This window comes from Streptomyces flavofungini (genome assembly GCF_014650815.1).
Lineage (GTDB): Bacteria > Actinomycetota > Actinomycetes > Streptomycetales > Streptomycetaceae > Streptomyces > Streptomyces flavofungini.
Genome location: NZ_BMVR01000003.1, coordinates 153,510 through 178,428 on the forward strand (window position 1 = coordinate 153,510; position 24,919 = coordinate 178,428).

24 protein-coding genes and 1 pseudogene are annotated in these 24,919 nt (G+C 72.7%); 15 read left to right on the plus strand and 10 right to left on the minus strand.

Annotated elements, in window-relative coordinates; translation table 11 throughout:
* The first annotated feature begins 1 nt into the window (after nt 1).
* Nucleotides 2–355: a DUF1036 domain-containing protein gene (locus IE274_RS07915; RefSeq protein WP_190114901.1), complete on the plus strand. Its 354-nt coding sequence runs from the start codon at nt 2–4 to the stop codon at nt 353–355.
* Nucleotides 356–437: 82 nt separating this feature from the next.
* On the opposite strand, the gene IE274_RS07920 is transcribed toward IE274_RS07915, so the two are convergent.
* Nucleotides 438–1,466 carry a hydroxyacid dehydrogenase gene (locus tag IE274_RS07920; protein ID WP_190114902.1) on the minus strand — a complete coding sequence of 343 codons (1,029 nt, stop codon included), beginning with the start codon at nt 1,464–1,466 and terminating at the stop codon, nt 438–440.
* 255 nt (nt 1,467–1,721) lie between these two features.
* Between IE274_RS07920 and IE274_RS07925 the strand changes: the two genes are divergently transcribed.
* The gene (locus tag IE274_RS07925; RefSeq protein WP_190114903.1) at nt 1,722–2,636 is read left to right on the plus strand and encodes an N-acetyltransferase; all 915 of its coding nucleotides are present in this window, start codon (nt 1,722–1,724) and stop codon (nt 2,634–2,636) included.
* Between the two features lie 70 nt (nt 2,637–2,706).
* Here IE274_RS07925 and IE274_RS07930 read toward each other — a convergent pair whose 3' ends face one another.
* A complete protein-coding gene (locus IE274_RS07930; RefSeq protein ID WP_190114904.1) occupies nt 2,707–3,507 on the minus strand; it encodes a dioxygenase family protein in 801 nt (266 codons plus the stop codon).
* Between the two features lie 96 nt (nt 3,508–3,603).
* On the opposite strand from IE274_RS07930, the gene IE274_RS07935 reads away from it, so the two are divergent.
* Nucleotides 3,604–4,062 (plus strand): MarR family winged helix-turn-helix transcriptional regulator, encoded by a 459-nt coding sequence (locus IE274_RS07935; protein ID WP_190114905.1) that lies wholly within the window; start codon nt 3,604–3,606, stop codon nt 4,060–4,062.
* Nucleotides 4,063–4,078: 16 nt separating this feature from the next.
* Nucleotides 4,079–4,624, plus strand: a complete 546-nt coding sequence (locus tag IE274_RS07940; RefSeq protein WP_229909357.1) for an AAA-associated domain-containing protein — start codon at nt 4,079–4,081, stop codon at nt 4,622–4,624.
* Between the two features lie 88 nt (nt 4,625–4,712).
* Here the strand turns inward: IE274_RS07940 and IE274_RS07945 are convergent, their stop codons facing one another.
* The 3 genes from IE274_RS07945 to IE274_RS07955 form a co-directional block, all read right to left on the minus strand.
* Nucleotides 4,713–6,272, minus strand: a complete 1,560-nt coding sequence (locus IE274_RS07945; protein WP_190114906.1) for an SDR family oxidoreductase — start codon at nt 6,270–6,272, stop codon at nt 4,713–4,715.
* 61 nt (nt 6,273–6,333) lie between these two features.
* On the minus strand, nt 6,334–7,239 hold the full coding sequence (locus IE274_RS07950; RefSeq protein WP_190114907.1) for an AfsA-related hotdog domain-containing protein: 906 nt from the start codon (nt 7,237–7,239) through the stop codon (nt 6,334–6,336).
* Entirely contained in the window at nt 7,239–7,835 is a 597-nt protein-coding gene (locus IE274_RS07955) for an RNA polymerase sigma factor (RefSeq protein WP_190114908.1), read from the minus strand. Before IE274_RS07955 ends, IE274_RS07950 begins: the two co-directional genes overlap by 1 nt.
* A gap of 181 nt (nt 7,836–8,016) precedes the next feature.
* Between IE274_RS07955 and IE274_RS07960 the strand changes: the two genes are divergently transcribed.
* From IE274_RS07960 to IE274_RS08000, 9 genes are all read left to right on the plus strand, one after another.
* Nucleotides 8,017–9,006, plus strand: coding sequence for a MerR family transcriptional regulator (locus IE274_RS07960; RefSeq protein WP_190114909.1), 990 nt, complete (start codon nt 8,017–8,019; stop codon nt 9,004–9,006).
* Nucleotides 9,007–9,211: 205 nt separating this feature from the next.
* A complete protein-coding gene (locus tag IE274_RS07965; protein WP_190114910.1) occupies nt 9,212–10,045 on the plus strand; it encodes a DUF4397 domain-containing protein in 834 nt (277 codons plus the stop codon).
* Nucleotides 10,038–10,784: a class F sortase gene (locus IE274_RS07970; RefSeq protein WP_190114911.1), complete on the plus strand. Its 747-nt coding sequence runs from the start codon at nt 10,038–10,040 to the stop codon at nt 10,782–10,784. Before IE274_RS07965 ends, IE274_RS07970 begins: the two co-directional genes overlap by 8 nt.
* Before the next feature lie 45 nt (nt 10,785–10,829).
* The gene (locus IE274_RS07975) at nt 10,830–11,378 is read left to right on the plus strand and encodes a sigma factor (RefSeq protein ID WP_190114912.1); all 549 of its coding nucleotides are present in this window, start codon (nt 10,830–10,832) and stop codon (nt 11,376–11,378) included.
* On the plus strand, nt 11,375–12,211 hold the full coding sequence (locus IE274_RS07980; RefSeq protein ID WP_190114913.1) for an anti-sigma factor: 837 nt from the start codon (nt 11,375–11,377) through the stop codon (nt 12,209–12,211). Before IE274_RS07975 ends, IE274_RS07980 begins: the two co-directional genes overlap by 4 nt.
* Before the next feature lie 375 nt (nt 12,212–12,586).
* Nucleotides 12,587–13,741: a polyprenyl synthetase family protein gene (locus IE274_RS07985; protein ID WP_229909360.1), complete on the plus strand. Its 1,155-nt coding sequence runs from the start codon at nt 12,587–12,589 to the stop codon at nt 13,739–13,741.
* A complete protein-coding gene (locus IE274_RS07990) occupies nt 13,738–15,270 on the plus strand; it encodes a phytoene desaturase (RefSeq protein WP_190114915.1) in 1,533 nt (510 codons plus the stop codon). Before IE274_RS07985 ends, IE274_RS07990 begins: the two co-directional genes overlap by 4 nt.
* Nucleotides 15,267–16,286, plus strand: a complete 1,020-nt coding sequence (locus IE274_RS07995; RefSeq protein ID WP_190114916.1) for a phytoene/squalene synthase family protein — start codon at nt 15,267–15,269, stop codon at nt 16,284–16,286. The genes IE274_RS07990 and IE274_RS07995 overlap by 4 nt, the downstream gene beginning before the upstream one ends.
* Nucleotides 16,283–17,302 (plus strand): Rieske (2Fe-2S) protein, encoded by a 1,020-nt coding sequence (locus IE274_RS08000; RefSeq protein WP_190114917.1) that lies wholly within the window; start codon nt 16,283–16,285, stop codon nt 17,300–17,302. The genes IE274_RS07995 and IE274_RS08000 overlap by 4 nt, the downstream gene beginning before the upstream one ends.
* A gap of 24 nt (nt 17,303–17,326) precedes the next feature.
* Here IE274_RS08000 and IE274_RS08005 read toward each other — a convergent pair whose 3' ends face one another.
* From IE274_RS08005 to IE274_RS08020, 4 genes are all read right to left on the minus strand, one after another.
* The gene (locus IE274_RS08005) at nt 17,327–18,892 is read right to left on the minus strand and encodes an FAD-dependent oxidoreductase (protein ID WP_190114918.1); all 1,566 of its coding nucleotides are present in this window, start codon (nt 18,890–18,892) and stop codon (nt 17,327–17,329) included.
* Nucleotides 18,889–19,617 carry a class I SAM-dependent methyltransferase gene (locus tag IE274_RS08010; RefSeq protein WP_190114919.1) on the minus strand — a complete coding sequence of 243 codons (729 nt, stop codon included), beginning with the start codon at nt 19,615–19,617 and terminating at the stop codon, nt 18,889–18,891. Before IE274_RS08010 ends, IE274_RS08005 begins: the two co-directional genes overlap by 4 nt.
* Nucleotide 19,618: 1 nt before the next feature.
* Nucleotides 19,619–20,854 carry a lycopene cyclase family protein gene (locus tag IE274_RS08015; protein WP_190114920.1) on the minus strand — a complete coding sequence of 412 codons (1,236 nt, stop codon included), beginning with the start codon at nt 20,852–20,854 and terminating at the stop codon, nt 19,619–19,621.
* A gap of 79 nt (nt 20,855–20,933) precedes the next feature.
* Nucleotides 20,934–21,494, minus strand: a complete 561-nt coding sequence (locus tag IE274_RS08020; RefSeq protein ID WP_190115335.1) for a DUF4383 domain-containing protein — start codon at nt 21,492–21,494, stop codon at nt 20,934–20,936.
* A gap of 258 nt (nt 21,495–21,752) precedes the next feature.
* Here IE274_RS08020 and IE274_RS08025 point away from each other — a divergent pair, with 258 nt between their 5' ends.
* Together IE274_RS08025 and IE274_RS08030 are read left to right on the plus strand one after the other, a co-directional pair.
* Nucleotides 21,753–23,141, plus strand: coding sequence for a cryptochrome/photolyase family protein (locus tag IE274_RS08025; RefSeq protein WP_190114921.1), 1,389 nt, complete (start codon nt 21,753–21,755; stop codon nt 23,139–23,141).
* Nucleotides 23,138–24,071 (plus strand): annotated as a pseudogene (locus IE274_RS08030) (cryptochrome/photolyase family protein); the annotation flags it as partial. The gene IE274_RS08025 and the pseudogene IE274_RS08030, both read left to right, overlap by 4 nt.
* Nucleotides 24,072–24,249: 178 nt before the next feature.
* Here IE274_RS08030 and IE274_RS08035 read toward each other — a convergent pair.
* A complete protein-coding gene (locus tag IE274_RS08035; RefSeq protein ID WP_190114922.1) occupies nt 24,250–24,909 on the minus strand; it encodes a fasciclin domain-containing protein in 660 nt (219 codons plus the stop codon).
* Between the last annotated feature and the right edge of the window lie 10 nt (nt 24,910–24,919).

Sequence of the window (24,919 nt, forward strand, 5' to 3'; positions counted from 1 at the left end):
CGTGGGCCTGACGATCTGCAACCGCTTCCACACCCGCGTGAGCGTCTCCATCGGCTTCTACGACAACACCTGCCTGTACAACACGGGTCCGCACATCATGGGCTGGTGGAACCTGGACCCGGGCCGCTGCGCGCTCGTGTACGCCAACCGCGTCAACCAGTACGGCCGCATGTGGTTCTTCGTCGGCGAGGCCGCCAACAACGGCCCGGTCTGGGCGGGGGAGTACGTCACCCAGGTGCCGGACCAGGCGTTCAACCGCTGCTGGCGGCCCTCGGGCTCGGGCGGCCGCCCGCGCGGCTTCCGCCTCTTCGACGTGGGCGACAACGAGAACTTCACCCTGAACCTCACCGGTTAGCGCCCACCAGCAAACGCCGGACCATCCCGCCTGACGCTCGCCGGACCACCCCCGCCCGACACCCGCTCCCTGCGCACCCCGCTCACGCCAGGAACGCCACCCGGTCCGCCCGCACCGGATGCGCGAAGCCCGCGCCCGCCGCCCACCGTGCCACCTCGCTCACCGCGACATCGGTCAGGCGCCGCCACTCGTTGCCCTGCGAGCCCGCGAGGTGCGGGGTGAGCAGCGCGTTCGCGCAGTCCCACAACGGATGCCCCGGCGGCAGGACTTCGGGTTCCGTGACGTCGAGCACCACCCGGATCCGGCCCGCCACCACCGCCTCGGTGAGCGCGTCCTGGTCGACCACGGCCCCGCGCGCGGTGTTGATGAGCACGCCGTCCGGGCGCAGGGCGGCGAGCTGACGGCGGCCGACGAGCCCGTGCGTGGCGGGAAGCAGCGGGGTGTGCACGCTGACGATGTCGCTCAGCCGGAACAGCTCGTCGAGCCCGACGGCCCGCACGCCGAGCGCGGCCGCCTCGGCCTCGTCCACGTACGGATCGTGCAGCAGCACCTCGATGTCGTACGGGCGCAGCAGCTCGACGACGCGCCGTCCGACGTGGGAGGCGGACAGAATCCCCACGGTGCGGCGGTAGTTGCCGATCGAGCGCGGGGTGCTCAGCGGGTCGGCGCGGTCGCGCGCGGCCTGGAAGGCGCGGGCCCGCTCCAGGACGTGCTTGCCGGAGAGGAGGATCATCGCGACGGTGTACTCGGCGACCGGAAGGGCGTTCGCGGCGGCGGCCGACGACACCTCGATGCCGCGCTCCCAGCAGGCGGGCGTGAGATGTCCGCGCACGGACCCGGCGGTGTGCACGACGGCCCGCAGCCTCGGCGCGGCGGCGAGCGCGGCCTCGTCGAGCGGCGGACAGCCCCAGCCGGTGATCAGGACCTCGGCCCGCCCGAGCACCTGCCGGGCCCGCTCGCCGGAGAAGTCGTCGAGGACGGGCGGGGGCTGGAGCGCGCAGACTCCGGCGAACGCGGCGAGCACATCGGGCCCGAGCAGCGCCTCGGCGGCGCCGGACGACATGGCGAGTGCGGCGGACGGCCGGTCAAACGCGTGCGGTGGGGTGGGCATGTGGGGCGGGGCTCCATCCTTCCGGCGGCGCCGGATCCGTACGAGTCTCGTCGGGCCGCGCCGCTTTCGCACGCGTCGCACCCGGAAGGCGCGCCCGCGTGCGGTGCACAGCCGCACAGCGCACCCAGGGCCGCGCCCATGAGGCCGTACCGCCGGGCCGCACCCGCGAGGCGGAGGCACCTGTCGTAGGATCGGTCACGTACCGCATCGCATGGCGGCCTCCTGCATACGCAATCCCGACCGGGAGGTCCCCGCATGTCCGCGCTTCTGGTACGCCCCTTCCACCGCGACGACCGCGATCAGCTCACCGAGCTGGTGAACAGCCACGTGGCCGCCGTCGTGCCGGGCGTCTCCGTCTCCGTGAACACCGTCCTCGGACAACTGGCCCGCCAGCCGGACGAGTTCATCACCGACCCGTGGGTGGCCGAGCGCGTCACGCTGGTCGCCGAGCAGCGCTCCTTCGTCGTGGCCGCCGCGCACCTGCTGCGCTACCGCGCCGAAGCCGACGTCTCCCCGGACCACCGCGACCTCGGCGAGGTCAACTGGTTCGTCTGCCACCCGCCCGCCTCCTTCTGGCCGGACTCGGAAGTGGCCGCGGACCTGCTCATGAGCGCCTGTCTGGCCCAGCTCTCCCGCTGGGGCGTGCGCACCCGCGCGGCCGACGGCGCGCTGCCCGCCCCGGCCGTGTACGGCCTGCCGAGCACCTGGCCGCACATCCGCGCCGCCTACGAACGGGCCGGATTCCGCCACACCGGACACACCGAAGTCGTCCTGATCGCCCGCGTGCCCGCCCTGCGCCGGACCGAGCCCCCGCTGCCGGGCCTGGCCGTCCGCCGCACCCTCGGCGCCTGCGGCACCCGCCTCACCGCTCACGCCGACGGCCGTGACCTGGGCTTCATCGAGGTGGACAGCGCGCTCGGCCGCGCCGAACGCCAGGCCCGCAACGGCACCCTGGCCGACATCGGCAACTTCCACCTCGAACCCGGCCACGGCGTCGACGGCCTGGACGCCTGGCTCCTGGGCGAGGCCGCCGAGTGGCTGCGCCTCGCCGGGGCCGACCGGCTGCTCGCGTACGAGACGTCCGACGACGTGGACGCGATCGCGCGGATGACGGCGCTCGGCTTCCGGGAACTGGTCCGGACGGACCGGGGGTGGCTGCACCAGGCGTAGGGGACGGGGCCCGTCGTTCCGGCGGGCGGCCGGGGAACCCCCGGCCGCCCGCCGCCCCCGGACCGGGGCGTCAGCCGATCTGCACCGACCGCTTCGAAAGACCCAGCCAGGTGCCCTCGATGACGCTGCGCTGCGTGCCCAGCTCGTCGGCCGCCGCGCCGAGCGTGACCGCGAGCGGCACGAAGTGCTCCTCGCGGGGGTGCGCGTACTGGGCGGCCGGGGCCTTGTGCGCGAAGTCGAGCAGCGCGTCCACGTCACCGGCCGCGAGCGCCCGCCGCCCCCAGTCGTCGAACTCGGCCAGGGCGGACGGCACCTCGTTCTCCGGGTTGATGGCGCGCAGGTTGTGCGTGAAGGAGCCGCTGCCGACGATCAGCACGCCCTCGTCGCGCAGCGGCGCCAGCCTGCGGCCGATGTCCATCAGCTTGCGCGGGTCGAGCGTCGGCATGGACACCTGGAGCACCGGGATGTCGGCGTCCGGGTACATCTCCCGCAGCGGGACGTACGCGCCGTGGTCGAGGCCCCGGTCCGGCAGGTCGTGCACCGGCATGCCGGGGGCGCGCAGCAGCGACCGGACCTGTGCGGCCAGGTCGGGCGCGCCGGGCGCGGCGTACTGGATGCGGTAGTAGTGCTCGGGGAAGCCCCAGAAGTCGTAGACGAGCGGCACGGCGGTGGTCGCGCCGAGCGCCAGCGGGGCCTCCTCCCAGTGGGCGGAGACCATCAGGATCGCCTTCGGCCGCGGCAGCCCGGCGCCCCAGCGGGCCAGTTCGGCCGGCCAGTGGGCGTCCTCGGCGAGGGTCGGGCCGCCGTGGCTCATGAAGACGGCGGGCATGCGCTCCGGGGCGTCCCGGCGCTCGGGGGCTGCGGTGGTCATGAGCGGCTCCTTGAGGGGCAGGTGGTTCAAATTTGAATCACGTCTCCGACGGTACTCCCTAGTTCGAATTTGAACAACAGGCGTACGCTGCCTTCCATGGGCGACACCAACTGGCTGAACGACGACGAGATGGCCGCCTGGCAGGCCTTCCTGATGGCGGGGGCGCTGCTCGACCGGCGGATCGAGGAGCAGCTGAAGGCCGATTCGGGGCTGTCCCACCTGCAGTACGAGGTGCTGGTGCGGCTGTCGGCCGCCCCGGACGACGAGCTGCGGATGAGCGAACTCGCGGGCGCGGTGATCACCACCAAGAGCGGACTGACGTACCAGATCACCCAGTTGGAGAAGGCGGGCCTGGTGCGCCGCCGCACCTGCGCCGCGGATGTGCGCGGCGTCTACGCCGTCCTCACCGACGCGGGCCGGGCCCGCCTGGAGCGGGCGGCGCCCGGCCACGTCGAGGTGGTCCGCGCCCATCTGATCGACGTGCTCAGCGAGGACCAGGTGCGGGCCCTGAAGGACGGGCTCGGGGAGGTCGTGCGTAGGCTGGGCGGGGGGTGAGGGTCAGACCGGCGCCGTGCGCTCCGCCCTGGACAAGCGCACCGTCGCGTCCGCCCCGCTGCCCGCCGCCACCGTCGACGGCCTGTCCGGCCTCGCGGAGCTGGTCGCCCACCGCGGCGGGCGCTGCGACCTCGCCGACCTCGCCGACGAACTCGGCCTCGACATCGACGACCTGCTGCCGCAGGTCGACGCCCTCGAACTGCTTGGCTTCGCCACGGTCAGCGGCGACGACCTGGTCCTCACCGAGCCGGGCACGGCCTTCGCCGAAGCCGACGTACAGACGTCCAAGACCATCTTCGCCGACGCCGCCACCGAGGTCCCGCTGGTGAAGCTGATCACCAACAGCCTGCGGCAGCAGCCGGACGGCGCGGTGCGCGCCGGGTTCTTCCGCGACCTGCTCGCCCACCACTTCACGAGCGAACAGGTCGAGCGGCAACTGGAGACGGCCACCGACTGGGGCCGGTACGCGGAGCTGTACGCGTACGACGCCGGTCCGCAGGAGTACCGGCTGGACGAGGGGGCGGCGGAGACACAGGGGGAGGGGGCGTCGCGGCGCGGGTGACGACGGTGCGCCGGAGGCGTCGGCGAGTGGCGGTCGAAGGCGGGGCGCCCTGTCAGGGGTTTCGCGTGGGCAGGCGGTGGGGTGTGGATCAGCGCCGCCCGCGTGGCCCGCCGCGGCGGCGTCGAACGGGGCCGCGGTGGGGCGCGCTCCGGTCCTTGGCCGCTGCCCGCGCGATGTTGCGGGCCATGCCGCCGAAGACGAGAGCGTGGAACGGCGCGACGGACCACCAGTAGGCGTGGCCCAGCAGACCGCGAGGGTGGAACAGGGCGCGCTGCCGGTAGCGGGTGCGGCCCGCCTCGTCCGTCTCCGCGTGCATCTCCAGCCAGGCGAGTCCCGGCAGTCGCATCTCGGCCCGCAGGCGCAGCAGCCGTCCGGGCTCGATCTCCTCGACCCGCCAGAAGTCGAGCGAGTCGCCGACCCTCAGCCGCTCGGCGTCACGTCGTCCGCGGCGCAGGCCCACACCGCCGACGAACCGGTCCAGCCAGCCGCGGACCGCCCAGGCGATCGGGAGCGAGTACCAGCCGTTGTCGCCTCCGATGCCTTCGATCACTTTCCACAGCGCCTGCCGGGACACCTCGACCGACAGCTGCCGCTCGTCCTCGTAGAGACTGCCGCCGGCCCAGTCGGGGTCGGTGGGAAGCGGATCGCTCGGCGCCCCTGGCACGGAGGCGGACGACCAGCGGGTGGCGACCTGAGCATCCCGCACCCTGCGCAGTGCCAGGGCCAGTGCCTCGCCGAACGGCAGCGGGCGGCCCGGGAGGTCGGGCACGTACTTGGCGATGTCGTGTTCGTGGCAGACGACCTCGTGGCGCAGCGACTGTGTGAGCGGCCGGGCGATGGCGGCGGGCACCGGGGTGACAAGGCCGACCCAGTGGCTGGAGAGCCCCGGCGTGAGGACGGGCACCGGCACGATGAGCCGCTGGCGCAGCCCCGCGACTCGCGCGTACGCCCGCATCATCTCCCTGTAGGTGAGCACGTCCGGGCCCCCGATGTCGAACGCCCGGTCGACATCGGCCGGCATGGTGGCCGATCCGACGAGATAGCGGAGCACATCGCGGACGCCGATCGGCTGCGTGCGCGTGTGCACCCAACTGGGGGTGACCATGACTGGCAACCGCTCGGTCAGATAACGCAGCATCTCGAACGAGGCCGATCCCGAACCGATGACGACGGCGGCCTGCAGCACGGTGGCAGGGACCGGTCCGTCCAGGAAGATCTGCCCGACCTCGGCGCGCGATCGCAAGTGCGGGGAGAGGTCCGACGCGGGGACCCCCCGCGACGTGAGACCGCCCAGATAGACGATGCGCCGCACACCGGCGGCGTAGGCCCGCTCGGCGAAGTTGCGGGCCCCGAGGCGGTCGGTCTCCTCGAAATCGGAGCCGGAGGCCAGCGCGTGCACGAGGTAGTACGCGACGTCGATCCCGCGCATGGCCTCCGCGAGGGAAGCGGCGTCCGTGACATCGCCCTGGGCCACCTCGACGTGCGTCGCCCAGGGATGGTCGCGGAGTTTGGCCGGGGAGCGGGCCAGGCACCGCACGTGATGCCCCGCGTCCAGAAGCTCCGGCACCAGGCGTCCGCCGATGTAGCCGGATGCGCCGGTGACCAGGCAGCGCAGCCGCTGTGCGTCCCGCTGTCCGTCCGTACCCATGATCGTTCCTCCGTACTCTTGCTCCGACATCCACGTCCCGGCCGTTGCCTGCGCCGCCCGTTCACGGAGCGAGCAGCGCCACCGTCCCCAGCGCGGCCACCTGACCGGCGGCGGTGACGACAACGCGGGCCCCTCCCGACTCCGCCGTCACTTCGGCCGAGGCACCGCTCGGCGGCACCGGCGCACGCAGCTCCACCCGCAGTCCGGCGACGGCCTCGGCGGTCATTCCGGAGGTCAGCAGGACCGCCTGCCGCGCGGCTTCCAGCACGGCGAGGGCGGGCAGCCGGACCGGACGGCCGGCGAGCAGGACCGGATGTCCCGGGTCGCGCGGGACGACGATCAGGCGCCCCTGCGGGGCCCGCGCCACCATCACATCGCTGTCGGCGCCGGCTCCCACAGCGGCCGCCGGGGGATGGATATGCGCCAGCGGAGGGGGAGTGACCGTGCTCGGCGCACGTGAGTCCGCCGGACGAGCACATCGCATGGTGCACGATCCGAACGGCGTTCCCTCATGTTCGTACTCCGCAGTGATCCGATAGGCGACGAGCCTGCCGGCGTGTGTGGCGTGATCGCTCACGCTCACCCGCACGGCCACATCGGTGAAGCTGCCCCGCTCCGTGGGCCGGGCAGCAGGACGCAGCCCGAGGTTCACCGATACGGGTTCGAGCGGGGCGACGCCGTCCGCGGACGCGTGCCGACGCTCCCAGGCGATGGCGAGCTGGCGGGTGGACTCCGCCATGATCAGCGGATGGTGGGACACGGCGATCGCGCGCTCGTTCAGCGGATGCAGGCGAGGCCACTGGCATCGGGCGCGATAACCGCTGCTGCCCAGGCGGCTCAAGGACATGACGAGCAGGGACGCCATCGTGTCCAGCCCGAGCGTGCGCCACGTCAGCGGCGCGCCGGGTTCGCACCCCGCCGGGCCGTCGCCCCGAGCGAGTTGACCGGACGGGCGCAGCGCGCACATCAGCGACCCTCCTCGATCTTGCGGCGCAGTTGGAACAGGCCCCGGCGCGCGTGGCTCTTGACCGTGCCCAGGGGCAAGCCGGTGCGCTCGGAGATCTGCGCCTGGGTCAGGTCGTCGAAGAACGCGAGACGCAGCACCTCCTGCTGCCGCCGGGGCAGGCGGGAGAGTTCCGCTGCGAGAAGGACCCGGTCCAGCACCTGGTCGGTGGAGGTCGACTGTGGCTGCGGCGCGGCTGCGTCCGCGGCACGGCCCGCCGCCTCGACCAGACGGAGGCGGCGCGTGCGGGCTGCCAGCGCGTCGACGATCTTGCGCCGGGTGATGCCGACGAGCCAGGCACCGAGCGGCCCGCGTTCGGGGTGGAAACCGGCCCGGCCCCGCCAGGCCGCCAGGAACACCTGCTGGGTCACGTCCTCCGCTTCCCGCGCGTCGCCGAGCGAGCGGGCGGCCATTGTGTGGACGAGGGAGCTCCAGCGCCGGTAGACCGTGGCGAACGCCTGCTCGTCGGAGTCGACGAGTCCGCGGGCCAGGTCCTCCTCGAGCGCCGTTTCCTCGATGGGCGGGAACAGACGCTCCGAGGTTCGCATGATCGAACTCATGGTCTTGTTCCTCCTGCGAAGCAGCAGTGCGGAGTAGGAGTTCACGTGCGGACGCACAGCCACGGGCCGACACCCACCTGCGCAAGCTCCGAGGGCCAGCGCCCACCTGCGCCGGTTCCGAGTCTTGGACGCAGAAACGACGCAAGCAACACGCGTCGGTTTTGCGTCGTACGATGAGGCGGTGAGCTCGAACGAGCACGACAAGGCCGCGGGACTGTCGACCGGCGCGGTGGCCAGGCGCCTGGGCGTCGCACCCACGACAGTGCGTACGTGGGACCAGCGCTACGGCCTGGGACCCGATGCCCACACCCCCGGCAAGCACCGCCGCTGGACCGCCGCGGACATCGCACGGCTGGAGCGGATGAGCGCGCTGACCATGGCGGGGGTGCCGCCGGCCGAGGCGGCGCGCGCCGCACGCGAGGGCCGGTCCTCGGCAACGGCGCTCGCCGCCGACGCGCCGACGCGGCCGGGCCCCGCGCGTAGCCGGGCGGGCACCGGGCTCCGACTGGGGAACGCGCGCCGGGAGTGCAAAGGTCTCGCCCGCGCCTCGCTACGGCTCGACGCCGCCTCCGTGGACGACCTGCTGACCGCGGCGATCGACGACTACGGACTGGTCACGGCATGGCAGGAAGTGATCATGCCGACGCTTCAGGCGGTGGGGCGCAAGTGGGAGGCCTCCGGCGAGAAGTACGTGGAGGTCGAACACTTCCTCTCCTGGCACATCACCGGTGCGTTGCGGCGCGGCGCACCGAGAATCCCGGCCGACCAGGCGGCTGCCACGACGTTGCTCGCCTGTGTGCCCGGTGAAGTTCACACACTGCCGCTGGAAGCGCTGGCAGCCGCCCTCATCGATCAGGGCCTGCCGGTGAGGATGTTCGGCGCGGCCATGCCCGCCGAGGCGCTCGTGGACGCGGTGCGCAGGACCGGGCCCGCGATCATCGGGCTGTGGGCGCAGTCCCGGACCACCGCGAACCGCCCCCTCGCGCAGCACGTGGCGGCCATCGAGTGGGGCGTGCGCGGCGCCCGCAGGCACCCCCTGGTGCTGACGCTCGGGCCGGGCTGGGCCGGTCAGACCGTGCCCGGACTGCCACGGCCCTCAGGACTGGCCGAAGCCCTGGCCGTGGTGGAGGCGGCGGTGGGCGACGGCGTTCGGCGGCCCGTCGGGCGATGAGTCCGTCCGCGGCGGCATCCTGACACACCGTCGGCCGCACCCCTCCGGGGCAGGACGCCACTTCGGGTCCGCCGGACCGCACCGCAAGCCGATGGGACGGCACAGGTCGAGAAGGAGCAGCCGCGCCGCATCCGCGGCCACTGGCGCGAGGGAAGTGGGAGTGAGTTCCGCACAGGGCGGAATCCGCCGCGAAGGGAATCCACCGATGATCTCGCGCACCCTCACTCTGACAGCCGCCACCGCGGGCGCGCTCACCCTCGCCCTCGCGAGCGCGGGACCCGTCGGGGCCACGCCGCGCGCCGACGACGACAAGGCCATGGTCTCCGTCTTCCACGCAGTCCCCGGCCTGACCGTGGACGTGTACGCCAACGGTGAGGAACTGCTCCCGGACTTCAAGCCCGGAACGCTCACCGAACCGCAGGAACTGCCCGCCGGATCCTACGACCTCAAGGTGTTCAAGGACGGCGACGGCCCCGACGGCAGTCCCGCCCTTCAGAAGAAGATCGAGGTTCCCGCCGGTGCCGACGCCACGGTGGTCGCTCATCTCTCCGCGGACGGAAAGCCTCAGCTCAACGCGTTCGTCAACGACGTGACGAAGGTGCCGGCCGGGAAGTCCCGACTCACCGTCCGGCATGTCGCGGCGGCTCCCGCTGTCGACGTACGGGCCGCCGAGAAGCCCGTCTTCGAAGCCCTGGAGAACCCGAAGGAGGCGAAGACCGAGGTGAAGGCCGGTACCGTACCCGCCGATGTCGTGCTGGCCGGGACGGACACGGTCGCCGTCGGCCCCGCCGACGTCAACCTCAAGGAAGGCACCAGCAACGTGGTGTACGCCTGGGGAAGCGCCGACGACAAGAACCTCGCCCTGAAGGTGCAGTCGTTCGACGGCATGCACTCGGCGCCCGGCGGTGTCGATGCCGGTTACTCGGGCGCCGCCGCGGCCAACTCCGCCCACGACTGGCCCGCTTGGGGCGCCGCCGCGGGTCTCCTCGTCGTGGCTGGTGCGCTGACCGTCCGTCGCCGCGCCCGGCGACATGCCTGAGCCCACCTCCGGCACGGTGGTCGGGGCGCTGCGGTCGCGCGGGCTCGTGGCAGGCGCTGTGCTCTCCTTCCTGCTCGCCACCGGACTGCTCCTCGCGCCGGGTCCGTCCGGCGGCGGGCCGCCCGCCGACTTCGGGCAGGACCTCGAACCGGGCACCGCGGCACCGCGCGGGACACCGGAGACAACGGCCGCCGAAGCCCCGGGCGAACCGTCCGCCGGCTCCCCGCAGGCCGCGGGGGAGCCGGTGCGGCCCGCCGACGGTGCGGGGCGCGCCACGCGGTCGGAGACCGAGGCGGCACCCCTGCGTGTGCGCCTGCCTCGTCTCCACCTCAGCGCACGCCTCCGCGCGATCGGTGTGGATGTCCAGGGCCGGACCGAGATCCCGGCCGACCCCGACGAAGCGGGCTGGTACCGCTACGGTCCCGCACCCGGCGCTCCGAACGGTTCCGCCGTCCTGGTCGGCCACGTCGACTCCCGCACCGGCGAACTGGGCGCCTTCGCCGCGCTGTACGACATCCGGGCGGACGACACCGTCATGGTGGAGCGCGAGGCGGCCGAGCCCCTGCGTTACCGGGTCACGGCCCGGCGCACCGTGCCCAAACAGGACCTGCCACTGTCGGTCTTCCGCCGGGACGGCCGCCCTGTGCTCACCCTGATCACCTGCGCGGCACCCTTCGATCCGGCCCGTGGCGGCTACCGGAGGAACCTGGTGATCACCGCGGTGCCGACGAGCAGCTGAGGCAGGCAGGAGGTGAGAGGTGATGGCCACGGCTACGCTTCTGCCGTGCCCGAACCCGGCCCGGCTCACGAGCACTCCGCTCCCCGCGCACCCGCGCGCCCGGATGCGCCAGGCGGTGTCGAGTCCGCGCTCGCCGCGGCCTTCCACGATGGCGAAAGCACTGCCCTGGCCGGGGCCTACAGCCTGTGGGGCGCTGACGTCTACGCTCTCGCCCTGCGTCTGCTGCCGCAGCCAGGTGCCGCGGAAGAGGCCACCGAGCGGGTGTTCGCCGAGGCCTGGCGCGAGCGCGATTCCTTCGATCCCACCTCGTCCCTGGCCGCCTGGCTGCTCGAACGCGCCCGCGGGGAAATCGCCGCGCGCCGCCGCGAGCCGTTGGGCTGGGCCGCCTTCGAGCGCACGGTCCGGCAGGCCGTCACCCGGGAAACGCTCGCGAATCAGCCGCCACTGCGCGCCCGCATCCTGCGCCTGGCCCTGTACGAGCGTCTGACGGCGACCGAAGTGGCCGACCGGCTCACGCTGTCGGTGGACAGGGTCAGACAGGAGCTGGTCCAGGGGCTCGAAGCCCTGACACCGCGGGAAGGCGAGAAGCCGTGAAGCACCTGCACCCGGCCGATCTCGCCGAGCTCGCCCTCGCGGACGAGGCCTCCGAAACCTTCGGCACCCGCACCGCCCACCTGGCAGAGTGTGATCAGTGCCGAGCCGAACTCGACTCCTTGCGCAGGGTCGTCGGAGCGGCGCGGGCCGTGTCACCCGACGACGTTCCGGCTCCGCCACCCGAGCGGGTCTGGCACGCGATTTCCGCGGAGCTGGATCTCACCCCGCCGACCGGACACGACGACAGCCGGGGCGACCGGCACATCCAGGGCAGCAAGGACGCGACCGGCGGCACTCGGGCGGTCGCTGAGCCACAGGCCGAAGCCGAGCCCCTGCCGGTCCCTCCCGACGAAGCCGCCGAAGAACCCGTACCGCCCCGAGCCAGGGGAAGGAAGTTCCCCGTCCTTCTCGCCGCCGCCTGCCTGGTGGCAGGGGCGGCGCTCGGGACCGGCGCCACGTGGTGGCAACTGCGCGACGACGGGGGAGCCGCCCGGACGGGAACCGTGGCGGCCCTCGCCCCGTTGACGCCGGGGGACACCCAGGGCGTGGCGAGGCTCGAGGAATCGGAAGGCCCCCGACGGCAGGTGCACATCGATGTGACCGATCTGCCGCGGACGAACGGCTACTTCGAGGTGTGGCTGATGGATCCGACCCACAAGAAGCTCATCGCGGTCGGTGTCCTCGACTCGGAGGGATCGGCGACCCTGCCCGTGCCGGAGAGTGTGGACCTGGCCGACTACCCCCTCGTGGACGTCTCGGCCCAGGCGTACAACGGAAACCCCGCGCACTCCGGCAGGAGCGTGGTCCGCGGTGCGCTGAGAACCGGTCCCTGACGAGGCCGTTGCCCCGAGTACAGGCCCGGGGACCCCCGTTGCCCCGAGTCAGGCCCGGGGACCCCCGTTGCCCCGCGTACGGGTCCGAGGACTCCCGTCGCCCCGTGCCGGATTCTCGCCGGGTCCGGCCGCCGCACGCCTCGACGACCCGTCCCTCGGTCCGCAATCAGCTTCTGATGCATCCGGGCAGCCCTCGGCGGCCGAAGCGTTCTTTAGCCCATGCCGATCGAATGGCTGAGAGGACGTGCAATGCGCGCCGGGACAGGAGCACCGCCCGCCACCAGCGGCAGCGGATCGGTCGCCGCAGAGGTCCACACCCGTGTCCGGCGCCGCTGGGACGCCGCAGCGGAGACGAGGCGCGACACCCTGGACGCAGTGAGCGCACATGACATCGACGCCGATGTGCCTGCCGCGGTGGGACGCGCGCTCGAAGTCATCCTCCAGGGGCGACTCGACGATGCCGCAGCCGTCGACGGCACGTTCGCGCAGGACATCGCGGCCCGGGCGGCTCGATTCACGTTGGAGGGCGGCAAACGCATCCGCTCCCAGTTCCTCTGGTGGGGGCTGCGGGCGTGTGCCGGAGGCCGCGACCCCGGCCAGACGGAGACCGCCCTGCACCTGGCTGCGGGCCTCGAACTCGTGCAGACCTGCGCCTTGGTCCACGACGACGTCATGGACGGCTCACCGCTGCGTCGGGGCAGGGACGCCGTCCACGTGGACGTCCAGACGCAGTACGGGACTCCCACGGCGGGCGGGCCGGGCGAGCCGTTCGGCGCGGCCGCCGCCATCCTCGTGGGCGACCTGGCGCTCAGCTGGGCCGACGACGTGCTGGCTTCGGTCGATCTCGACGACGCGAAGGCGCGTCAGGTGCGCGCGCTGTGGCAGTCCATGCGCACGGAGATGGTGGCCGGCCAGTATCTCGACCTGCAGGGTCAAGCCATCGGTTCGCGGTCGATCATCAGGTCCATTCGTACGGCGTCGCTCAAGGGCGCCCTGTACTCGGTGGAACGTCCGCTTGCCTTCGGCGCGGCTCTGGCCGGTGCGGACGAGACCGCGACGCGCGCGCTGCGCTCGGCGGGCCGCTGTGCCGGCATCGCCTTCCAACTGCGCGACGACCTCATCGGCGCGTTCGGAGATCCCGCTGAGACCGGCAAGCCGTCCGGGGACGACATCCGCGACGGCAAGGGCACGTATCTCCTGGCAGTCGCCACCGCCCGCGCCGAGGCCACGGCGGACCGTGAGCTGCTGACCCTCCTCAACGCCTGTGTGGGCAGGGCCGACCTGGCCGATGCCGACGTGCGCAGGGTGCGCGAGGCATTCGTGACGACGGGGGCACGAGCGATCGTCGAGGACAAGATCCTGCGCCTGATCAGGACGGCGAACCGGCACCTCGGCGCCGGCGCCTTCGTCCCGCACGCCGACCGGCGACTGCGCGAACTCTTCCACCGCGTGGCAGGCCTCTCCGCGGCCGGTGACCCGGCGGCGCCGTCCGCGCCGCGCGGCCCCCGCGCCGAAGGCCGCAGCCGATGAGGACCGTGCCGGGGCGGACCGATCACGTGGTGGTCGTGGGCGCCGGACTCGCGGGCCTGTCGGCCGCTCTGCACCTGCTGGGCGCCGGACGAGCCGTGACCCTGGTCGAGCGGGCCGATGGCCCGGGCGGCCGGGCGGGGCTCCTGGAGCGGGCGGGCTACCGGATCGACACCGGCCCCACGGTCCTGACCATGCCGGAACTCGTCGAGGACGCCTTCACCGCGGTGGGCGAGAGCCTGCGCGACCGGTTGGACCTCATCCCGCTGCACCCCGCCTACCGGGCCCAGTTCGCCGACGGCAGCAGCCTGGACGTCCACACCGCCCCCGACGCCATGGAAGCCGAGATCGAACGCTTCGCCGGTTCCAGGGACGCCATGGGGTACCGGCGGTTGCGCAGCTGGCTGGAGCGGCTCTACCAGCTCCAGATGCGCCGCTTCATCGACACCAACTTCGACTCGCCCCTGGAACTGCTGACCCCGGACCTGGCCCGGCTCGCCGCCCTCGGCGGCTTCCGGCGACTGGACGCGCGCATCGCCTCGTTCATCTCCGACGAACGACTGCAGCGGATCTTCTCCTTCCAGGCGCTGTACGTGGGCGTGCCCCCGGCCCGGGCCCTGGCCGCCTACGCGGTCATCGCCTATATGGACACCGTCGCCGGGGTCTACTTCCCGAGAGGAGGCATGCACGCCCTGCCACGGGCCATGGCGGAAGCCGCCGCACGGGCGGGCGCCGACATCCGGTACGGGCACGACGTCCAGAGGCTGGAGCGCACCGGATCCCGGATCACCGCCGTCGTCACCACCCGGGAACGCATCGCCTGCGACGCCGTGGTCCTGACCCCGGACCTGCCCGTCGCCTACGAACTGCTGGGCCGCGCGCCACGCCGTCCGAAGCCGCTGCGCCACTCGCCCTCCGCCGTGCTCCTGCACCTCGGCAGCGACCGCACCTGGCCCCGACTGGCGCACCACACGATCTCCTTCGGGGCCGCCTGGAAATCCACGTTCCACGAACTGACCCGCACCGGGAACCTCATGTCCGACCCGTCCCTGCTCATCACCCGTCCGACGGCCACCGACCCCGACCTGGCACCGGCCGGACGCCACCTGCACCACGTACTGGCTCCCTGCCCCAACACCGACATCGGCCCAGGCGCACAGGACTGGGCAGCCCTCGCGCCCCGCTACCGCGACAGCCTCCTCGCCGAGTTGGAGCGGCGCGGGCTCACCGGGATCGGCGCGGCCGTCGAGGAGGAGTGCCTGGTGACCCCGGCGGACTGGACGGCGCAGGGCCACGCCGCGGGCAGCCCCTTCTCCGCCGCCCACACCTTCGCCCAGACCGGCCCCTTCCGCCCCCGCAACCTGGTGCGGGGCACGGACAACGCGGTTCTCGCGGGCTGCGGCACGACGCCGGGCGTGGGCGTGCCCACCGTCCTCGTCTCCGGGAAGCTGGCCGCGGCACGCATCACCGGCCCGCGGGGTGCGTCGCCCTCCGCCGCCGGACGGTTCAGGGTCACGGGGGGCCGCCGATGAGCGCCCGGGAACTGGACGCCGCAGCGATCACCGATCCCGCGCTGCGTGCCGCCTACGCGCACTGCCGACGCCTCAACGCCCGCCACGGCAAGACGTACTTCCTCGCCACCCGGCTGCTGCCGGTCGACCGACGGCCCGCCGTCCATGCCCTGTACGGCTTCGCCCGCTGGGCCGACGACATCGTCGACGTCGTCGAAGGAGCAGCCGCAGCGGACGAGAGGCCCAAGGCGCTGCGACGCCTCCAGGACCAGCTGGACCACGGGCTGCGGACGGGCACGAGCAGCGAACCCGTGGTGATGGCCCTGGCCGATACCACCCGCCGCTACGCCATCGACCCCCGGCACTTCACCGACTTCATGACGTCGATGCGCCTGGACCTCAAGGTGAGCGAGTACTCCACCTTCAGCGATCTGGAGCGGTACATGCACGGCTCGGCCGCCGTCATCGGCCTGCAGATGCTGCCCGTCCTCGGCACCGTCGTCCCCCGCGCGGAGGCCGCGCCGCGCGCCGCCGCTCTCGGGGTCGCCTTCCAACTGACCAACTTCCTGCGGGACGTGGGCGAGGACCTCGACCGGGACCGGATCTATCTACCTCAGGACCTGCTCGCCGCGCACGGTGTCGACCGCGCGCTGTTGAGCTGGAGTCGTACCACCGGGCGCCGGGACCACAGGATCACCCAGGCACTGATGGCGGCCTGCGCCGTCACCCGTGATGTCTACCGCACGGCGGCACCGGGCCTGGCCATGCTCGACCCCGTCTCGCGCCCCTGCGTCCGCACCGCCTTCGTGCTCTACGCCGCCATCCTGGACGCCATCGCCGCCGACGGCTACGCCGTCCTTCATCGCCGGGCGGTCGTCGCTCGCCACCGGCGCGCCACCGTCGCCTGCGACGGCCTGGTCCGCGTGGCCGCCGCCCGGACGCGCCACCGCCTGCGCGGCGGCGCCGTGCCGCTGCCCGAGCGGCCCGGGCACCCGTCGACGGTGAACCCCCGGCACCCGTGGAAGGAGCCAGCATGAGTACCGGCCGCGAACCGGGGCCCGGGCGTTACCCGTTGCGGCTGCGCCGTCGGCCCGTGGCCTGGGAGCAGCAGCACCCGACATGGCGCGAAGCCCGGCCCGGGGTGATCGCCGCGGCACTGAAGCGCGCGCAGGGCCGCCCCTCCGGCAACTGGTACGTGACGGGAGCCTCCCGGCAGCTCAGGGACGACCGTTCCCTGGGCCGCACGGTGGCAGGCCGGGAGATCGTCCTGTGGCGCGATGCCCAGGGGACGGTGCGGGCGGGCCCGGGAGCCTGCCCGCACCTGGGCGCCCCGCTCAAGGACAGCCCGGTGCGCTGCGGCACGGTGATCTGTCACTGGCACGGGCTGGCCCTGGACGGCCGGCCCTTCGGGGACTGGAGCCCCTATCCGGCCTTCGACGACGGCGTGCTGACCTGGGTCAGACTCGACGACATCGGCGGCGAACAGGCTCTGGACCGGCCCGTGGTCCCGCCACGCCCCCACCTCGTGCACAGTGTGGCGGCCGTGATGACGACCAGTGGGCGCTGCGAACCCGAGGACGTCATCGCCAACCGCCTCGACCCTTGGCACGGAGCCTGGTTCCACCCGTACTCCTTCGTCGACCTGACCGTTGCCCCTCTCGCCGGGGACGGCCGGGACGACATGGAGGCCGACGCCTTCACCGTCGATGTGTCCTTCAAAGTGGCGGGGCGCGCGGTCGTACCGGTGCGGGCGGTCTTCACCGCTCCGGAACCCCGGACGGTCGTCATGCACATCACCCACGGCGAAGGCGCGGGCTCCGTGGTGGAGACGCACGCGACTCCGTTGGGCACGGATCGCGCCGGACACCCCCGCACCGCGGTCGTGGAAGCGGTGATCGCCACCTCCGAACGCCCCGGCTTCCTCGCGGCCCGGGCCGCGGCTCCCGCGCTGCGGCCGCTCATGCGGGCAGCCGCAGCGCGCCTGTGGCGGGACGACATCGCCTACGCCGAGCGCCGCTGGGCCCTGCGCAGCACAGGGCGATTTCCCGGCTGACGCACGGGAAACGCCCGACAGGCCCTAGGTACCGGCCAGCCGGTTGAGCACCCTCAGCGCCGGAGTTCGGCCGCGGTCCGGGACCGACCACAGCGTCTGGCCGGCGAGTCCCCACCGCTCGAGCAGCGCGTTGGCGGCGAGGAACCCTGACGTCACCGCCCGTTCCATCAACGCGGCGGGCAGGCCGATGCGGACCAGGTCTCCCGCGACGGTCAGGGCCGGGTCCGTGGTGCGCACGGTGGGCCGGTCGTGGTAGCCGCCCACCGCGAACAGCGGGCAGTCGGCGCGCCATTCGTGCCGTTCATCGACGATCTCGGCGTCACGCGTCTCGGGGTAGAGGCGCCGCAACTGGTCCTTCAGTTGTTCCTGCACCGCTGTCCGGTGGGCGGTCCGTTCCACGGCGTAGGCGTGCAGTTCCACCACGGAGCCGCCGGTGCGGGCAACCCGGCGCAGGGCTTCGCCGTCCCACCGCTCCAGCACGCTCACGTTGTCCAGGGGTCCGTATCCGCTGGTTCCCAGGAATCCCGGGCGGTCGCAGGAAACCGGGCGGTCCAGCCACAAACGGGAGACGAGGAACGGAGGGGCGGTCGTCAGGCGCGCGATCCGGTCTCGCCAGTCGGGGGCGCCCAGTCGGGGTGAGCGCGCGACCACATGGCGCAGGCCCGCCGTGTCCAGGGCGAGCACCACGGTGTCGTGCCGCATCTCGCTGTCCCGGGTGGTGACGTGAAACCCGCCGGCCTGCGCAGGCTCTACGTTCTCCACCGCGTGCCCGGTGCGGATGTCGACCCCGTGAGCGTCGAGATAGATGGCCAGTGGTTCCCAGAGGGCTGCCGGGAAGGGTTCCTGCGGCACGTCGAAGAGCAGGCCTTCGCTGGAGCCGAGGAAGTAGATGTGGAACATGAGGGCGAGTTCGGCGGCAGAGAGCCGGCGCGGGTCGGCGAAGAAGCTGCGGGAGAACACCTCGAAGGCCAGGTGGTGTGCCGCCGGGGGAAACCGGATCCGTGCCAGGAGTTCCTGCGCGCTGATCCGGTCGAGTCGGCGGTAGATCCCGGGGACGCGCACGTCCATCAGGGGCAGCGCGGCGCGCGCGTTCATGCGGGCCAGGTCGCGCCAGCCGAACGTGGGGCTCCGCGCGGCGAAGCCGAGGGCGCTCCACGGCGGCGTACGCGGCACCTTGGCGAAGCTGTCCTGGAACCCTGTGCTGTGCCGCAGCGGGTAGTCGGGCAGGCCGGTCATCATGGTGAGGCCGGGGTCCACACGGCGCAACAGGCCGCGCAGGTTGTAGTACTGGCGGAAGAAGGCGTGGAAGCCCCGTGTCATGGTCGCCGTGGAGCCGTCGGCGAGTTCGATCGGCCAGCCCGCGAGGCGGCCGCCCAGCTGGTACTCGCGCTCGTACAGAGTGACGCGTACGCCCCGTTCGGCCAGGGCCGTGGCGGCGGCCAGGCCGGCGAGGCCGCCGCCCACGACGGCTGTCGTGGGCGCTTGGTCCCGTGGCGCGCGTGCGAGCCCGGCCGGTGCCCGCCAGACCCGGGCGCGACGGTCGCGGCCGCGGCGGGCTCGCCCGTCCGGCGCGATGTCGGCCCCGCTCATCGAGGGCCCTTCTCGGTCTGGCCGGACGAGGCCAGCACGGTGTGCACGATGCCCGTCTGCCAGCCGGGCATCGGCAGGACGCGTACGCGCGTGAAGCCGGCCCGCCGGGTCCGCGCGGCGAACGCCTCCGCGGTGTCGAAGCGGGACACGCTCCGGAACAGATGCCGGTAGAGGGTTCCGTCGCCGACCAGGGTCCCCGCGGGCTGCACCACTGCCTTGCAGACGGCCGTCCATACGAGGCGGTCCGCCAGTCGTCCGCTGAGGGTGTATTCGTGCACGGCCAGGCGCCCGCCCGGTGCCAGCAGGGCGCGGACCGCGGCGAGCACGGCGTCGGGGTCCGCGAGGTTGCGGAACAGATAGGCGGCGAAGACCGCGTCGAAGGGCCCCCGCACGCCTGCCTGTTCGAGCCGTTCGGCGGGTGACTGGACGAAGGTGACCGTGGGCGGCCAGGACTTGGCGGCGGCGTGCGCCAGCATTCCCGCCGAGGCGTCGACCGCGACGATCTCGGCCAGTGGCGCGACGCGATGCAGGGCCGCGGTGGACGCCCCGGTTCCGCACCCCAGGTCGAGCAGCCGCAGTCCCGCGCCGCCGTGCGGCAGCCGCAGTCGGCGGGCTGAGCGACGAAGGTGGGCGTGATAGCCGGGATTGACGGCGACCAGCCGGTCGTAGGAGTGGGCGGCGTGGTCGAACGCGGCGGACAGGGTGTCGTCGCGCAGCACGGTCATCTCAGGTCTCATTCCGGTCGGTTGGGCGCCCCACCGCCTCGGGGGAGGGCGTGGGGGCGTGGCACTTGGAGAGCCAGGGCAGTTCGGCCGCGGTGCGCAGCATGGGACCCACGGGGGTGTGCAGCCCGATCGTCAGGTCCTCGTAGGCGTTGGTGCGGCCGTCGAGGAAGCGGAGCAGCCGCTCCATGGGGACGTGGCGGAAGAGGTGGGTGAAGACCGACGCCCCGCTCACCCGGCCGGTGTCCAGGGCCCGCAGCAGAACGGCGTCCATGGCCCGGGACCGCGCCGAGTGGGCGGGGGGCGGTCGGGGCGTGCGGCCCTGGTGGCAGGCGGCGGCGATGGCCCGTGTCTGCCGCTGGATGGCGGCGAAGGTGTATCCCGTCGAGGGCCGGGTCGCCCCGCCCGCGGTCCCGATGCGGAAGACGGAGGGGCCGGCGCGGCGTGGAAAGCGCGCGTCGGTCATGGGGATCACACCGTGTTCCGCGCGGGTGACTTCGTAGTGTTCCAGGGCCAGTTCGTGTGTCAGGTAGCGACGCAGCGCGTGCTCGTACGCCCGGTGGTCCAGGACCCGGCGGGAGAACTCCGTGTACTCGACCAGGGCCTGACAGGGGTCCGTCGGCAGGACGTAGGCGAAGGACAGGCCGTGTGCGGGCTGCGGAGTGCGGAAGTCCATCAGGACGGCTGCCCGCGGGTCGAACGCGGGTCGGCCGGTCCGGACGAACCAGCCGCGGAAGTGCTGCAGCAGGGTGGTCCGGGCCGGCGGCGAGGCCGGCAGCGGACGGGAGTCGAACACCCACCGGGCGCGCAGGGTCAAGGGGTGCCCGGCCGCCGTGCGCGTGCGGATCTCGGCACCGTGGCCGAAGTCGTCGATCGCTTCGACCACGGCCGTGAGCCGGGACACGTTCGGCTCGCCGACGAGGCGGTCACCGACCAGGGACTCGAAGGAGCTGGAACGGAGCATCTTGTAGCGCAGCGGGGCAGGCGAGGCGGCGACGGCCGTGCCGTCGGGGGCGTGCACGCGCAGGGTGTCCCAGGCGGCGGTCAGGGCGGCGTCGTACTCGCCGTTCGGTTCTTCCCAGAAGCACCACGTGCGCTCTCCCGGCTTCAGCGGCCCCGCCGGAGCATCCAACAGGACGACCGACGGCACCCGGCCGCCGGGACGGTCGACGGCCAGGCGGTAGGCGAGTGAAAGTCCGGCCGCGCCCGCCCCCACGATGGCGATCTGCGTGTCGTGCATGGGCCCCTCGCCGGTCGTCCGTCGATACCCACTTTTCCGCGCGAGGCCGGCCCTTGGATGCACCGGCCCGCCGCGCATCTCAGTCGGCGGACCGGGCGGGCGGTTGCGGGGCGGCGGCGAGGCCGGCCGGTGAACGGCGCGCGTCGACCGCGACGGCGGCCTGCTCCTCGCGTCGCGCCTGGCCGGGGTGGCGTCGGCGCCAGTACGGATTGTCGTGTGGCAGACCGCCACTGACCCGTCCGTACATGCCGAACGTGACGATCAGCAGTCCCATGACGAAGCTGAAGACGACGTTCGCCATGCTGAAGTCGAGGACGTTCACCGACCGGTCGAGTACGAACAGGTGCACGAAGCCGCTCAGGAGGAACAGGGAGCCGATCACGATATTGAGCGTGGAGGCGAAGTTGCCGCCGACCACCGCTCCCGCGGCCATGCCGAGACCGACCACCACCGAGAGCAGACTGAGCAGCCCGTTGCTGGACAGGCCCGCTACCCGAGAGCCGTCGGTGGCGAAGAAGGCGAGCTGATCGGCGAAGCCGAGACAGCCGAACACGAGCAGGATCACACCGCACACTGCCGCACCCACCCGGTACACGACGGCGAGCCGGTGATCGACGGGGAGTTCCTCTCGGAGCTTCATGACCTTCGCCTCCAGGGTGAGTACCGGCCCATCGGCTCCCAGCCTGAGTGCGACGACCTTGCCGTTCACCACGAATCGATCGTGCGTCGAACACCGGTCCCTCCGGACCGGAATCCACTCCGGTCAGCAGCGGCCGCAGAACCAGGGGACGTCGAAACCACGCGGTGAACCGGTGGTGACGCGCACACACCGCATCTGGACACCCCGTCGGACCGGAACCACTGGTGCGGGACGTGCCCGCCCTCAAGGAGCCGCGCCATGACCATCTCGATTGTCCTGTTCACCTCGGACCTGCGAGTGCACGACCATCCGCCGCTGCGCGCCGCGCTGCGCGGGGCTGACGCCGTCGTGCCGCTGTTCGTGCGGGACCCCGCCGTGGACGCCGCCGGGTTCGCCGCCCCCAACCGGCTGGCGTTCCTCGCCGACTGTCTGTCCGATCTCGACGCGAACCTGCGCGCGCGAGGCGGCCGGCTGATCGTGCGCCGCGGTGATCTCGTCGACGAGGTGTGCAGGGTGGCCGCCGAGGCGCATGCCGACGAGGTGCACATGGCGGCCGACCACAGCAGCCACGCGCATCGCCGTGAGGGCCGGCTGCGCCGTGCTCTACAGGCCCAAGGGCTGCGCCTGTTCGTCCACGAGACCGTCCGGACAGCTGTCGCCCCGGGCTCGGTCACCCCGGCGTCCTCGGACCACTTCGCCGTGTTCACGCCCTACTTCCAGCGCTGGTCGCAACAGGTCCTGCGCGAGCCCCTGGCCGCCCCCCGCGCCGTGCCCGTGCCCGACGCCGTCGGCTCCGAGGCGCTCCCGGCCCGCGGCGACATCGCCGACGTGTCACCGGGTCTTGCCGAGGGCGGCGAGAGCCTGGGCCGCCGACAGGCCACCGACTGGCTGCGTACCGAGGTGTCCACCTACGACGACCGCCACGACGACCTGCCGGGCGATGCCACCTCGCGACTGTCCCCGCATCTGCATTTCGGCACCCTGTCCGCCGTCGAACTCCTCCACCGCCTGCGCCCGGAGCACGGCCCCGGGCCCGCGGCGTTCGTCCGTCAGCTGGCGTGGCGCGATTTCCACCAGCAGGTCCTGGCCGCCCGCCCGAGCGCCGCGTTCAGCGACTACCGCAGCCGGCACGACGCCTGGCGCGGAACAGCGGAGGCACACGACGACATCGAGGCCTGGAAGCAGGGCCGGACCGGCTATCCGGTGATCGACGCCGCGATGCGCCAACTGGCCCACGAGGGCTGGATGCACAATCGCGGCCGTCTGCTCACCGCGAGCTTCCTGACCAAGACGCTCTACGTGGACTGGCGCATCGGCGCACGGCACTTCCTGTCCCTCCTTGTGGACGGCGACGTCGCCAACAACCAGCTCAACTGGCAGTGGATGGCGGGCACCGGCACAGACACCCGCCCCAACCGGGTCCTCAACCCGCTCACCCAGGCCAAACGGCACGACCCCGACGGGGACTACGTCCGACGCTGGGTCCCCGAACTCGAAGGGCTGCGGGCCCCGGCCGTCCACGAGCCGTGGAAACTGCCCGGGCTGGACCGCGCCGCCATCGACTACCCCGATCCGATCGTCGACCTCGCCGACGCACGGGACCGCTTCCAGCGATCGCGCGAACACGCCAGGGGCGGGGCCCGATGACCACCGCGCACTGGCTGTTCGGCGACCAGTTGGGCCCGCACCTCCTCCACCCGGCCGACTCCGGCCCGGCGCCGCAGAACTGGGCGACCGGATCCGCTACGTCCAGGCCGAGACCTACCGGGAAGGCCTGCGTGAGGCCGTGGCCGACCGGCCGGTGACGGTGCACCACCCCACCTCCCGAGCCGCCCCGAACATGGTCGCGCGCCTGCCGCAGGTCCAGGTGCTGCCCGTCCGTGGCTTCCTGGTCGACCACGAGGCATTCCGGGCCTGGGCCGACCGGCACCGGGGAACGTGGCTGCGGCAGGAGGACTTCTACCGCTGGACGCGACGCCGACTGGACCTCCTCGTGGACGGCGATTCACCGGTGGGCGGGCGCTGGAACCTGGACCACGAGAACCGCGAACCACCTTCTCGGGAGGTACGCACCCTGGGTGCCCCGGCCCCCCTACCGGCCGCGCGAGGACGGGATCGAGTTCGTGGGCCGCGACAGCCCACGCCTCTTTCCCGCCTCACGACGCGAGGCGAGTGCGGCGCCGGCCTGGGTCGTCGGCCATCGCCTCGCCGGGTTCGGGCCGCACGAGGACGCGATGCTCGCGGCCGAACCGGTCATGCGCCACAGCCCGCTCTCCTCCTCCCTCAACCTGGGACCGCTGGACCTCGCGGAATACGTCGAGCGGGCTGAGGACGCCTGGCACGCTGGCCGGGCGCCGCTGAGCAGCGTGGAGGGCTTCATCCGATCAGATCGCGGGCTGGCGCGAGTACGTGTGGCACCTGTACCTGTACCTGCACCGCATGAGCGACCTGTGCGCAGACTGCGTCTACTCGCCCACCCGGCGCACCGGTGAGCGGGCCTGCCCCTTCGCCGCCGGATACCGGGCCTTTCTGCACCGGCACCAGGACCGGCTTGCCGACAACCTCCGCATGGCACAGGTTTCAGCCCGCACACGTCGCGCGGATGCGCCTGGGCGGGATCGGCGTGCGCGCGGCGTCGGCCACCGAACTGAGCACCCCCACCGAGCCGACGGCACCCCGAAGGGCCCGGCGCGACGAGCGGTCATCGGCCGGACCCTTCGGGGAGCCCCCGCCGGGCAGGCGGGAGCACCTGGTATCAACTCTTGGGCATCAGGACCGTGTCGATGATGTGGACGTTCGCGTTGGCGGTCCTGACGTTGCCGCAGACGACGTCGGCCGAGCCGTTCACCTTGTACGACTCTCCAGAACCGGATGTCGTGAGCTTCGACTTCTCCAGCGTCTCGTAGGAGCCGCTCTCCAGGTCCTTGGGCGCGAGCTTCTTGCCGACCACGTGGTAGGTCAGGATCTTCGTGAGCTGGGCCTTGTCGGCGAGGACCTTGTCCAGGTCCGCCTTCGGGATCTTCGCGAACGCGTCGTTGGTCGGTGCGAACACGGTGATGTCCTTGGCGTTGTTGAGCGTGTCCACCAGACCGGCCTTCTTGACGGCGGTGACCAGCGTGGACAGTGCCGGATTGTTCGAGGCCGCGGTGGCGACGGGGTCCTTGGCCATGCCGGTGAAGCTGCCCTTGCCGCCCTTGGGCACGGAGGCGCAGGCGGGGCCGAACGGCTCCGTCATGCCGCCCATGTCGTCGGCAGGGGCCTTGGAGGTCTTCTCCTCGGCGGCCGACGACGTGGACGAGTCGGAGGAGGCGCTGTCCTTGCTGTCGTCCGAGCAGGCCGTCAGGGACAGCGGCAGGAGGGCGACCGAGGCGACGGCGACGGCGGCGCGGCGGAAACGGCGGGATGAGGTGTTCATGGTTCTTCTC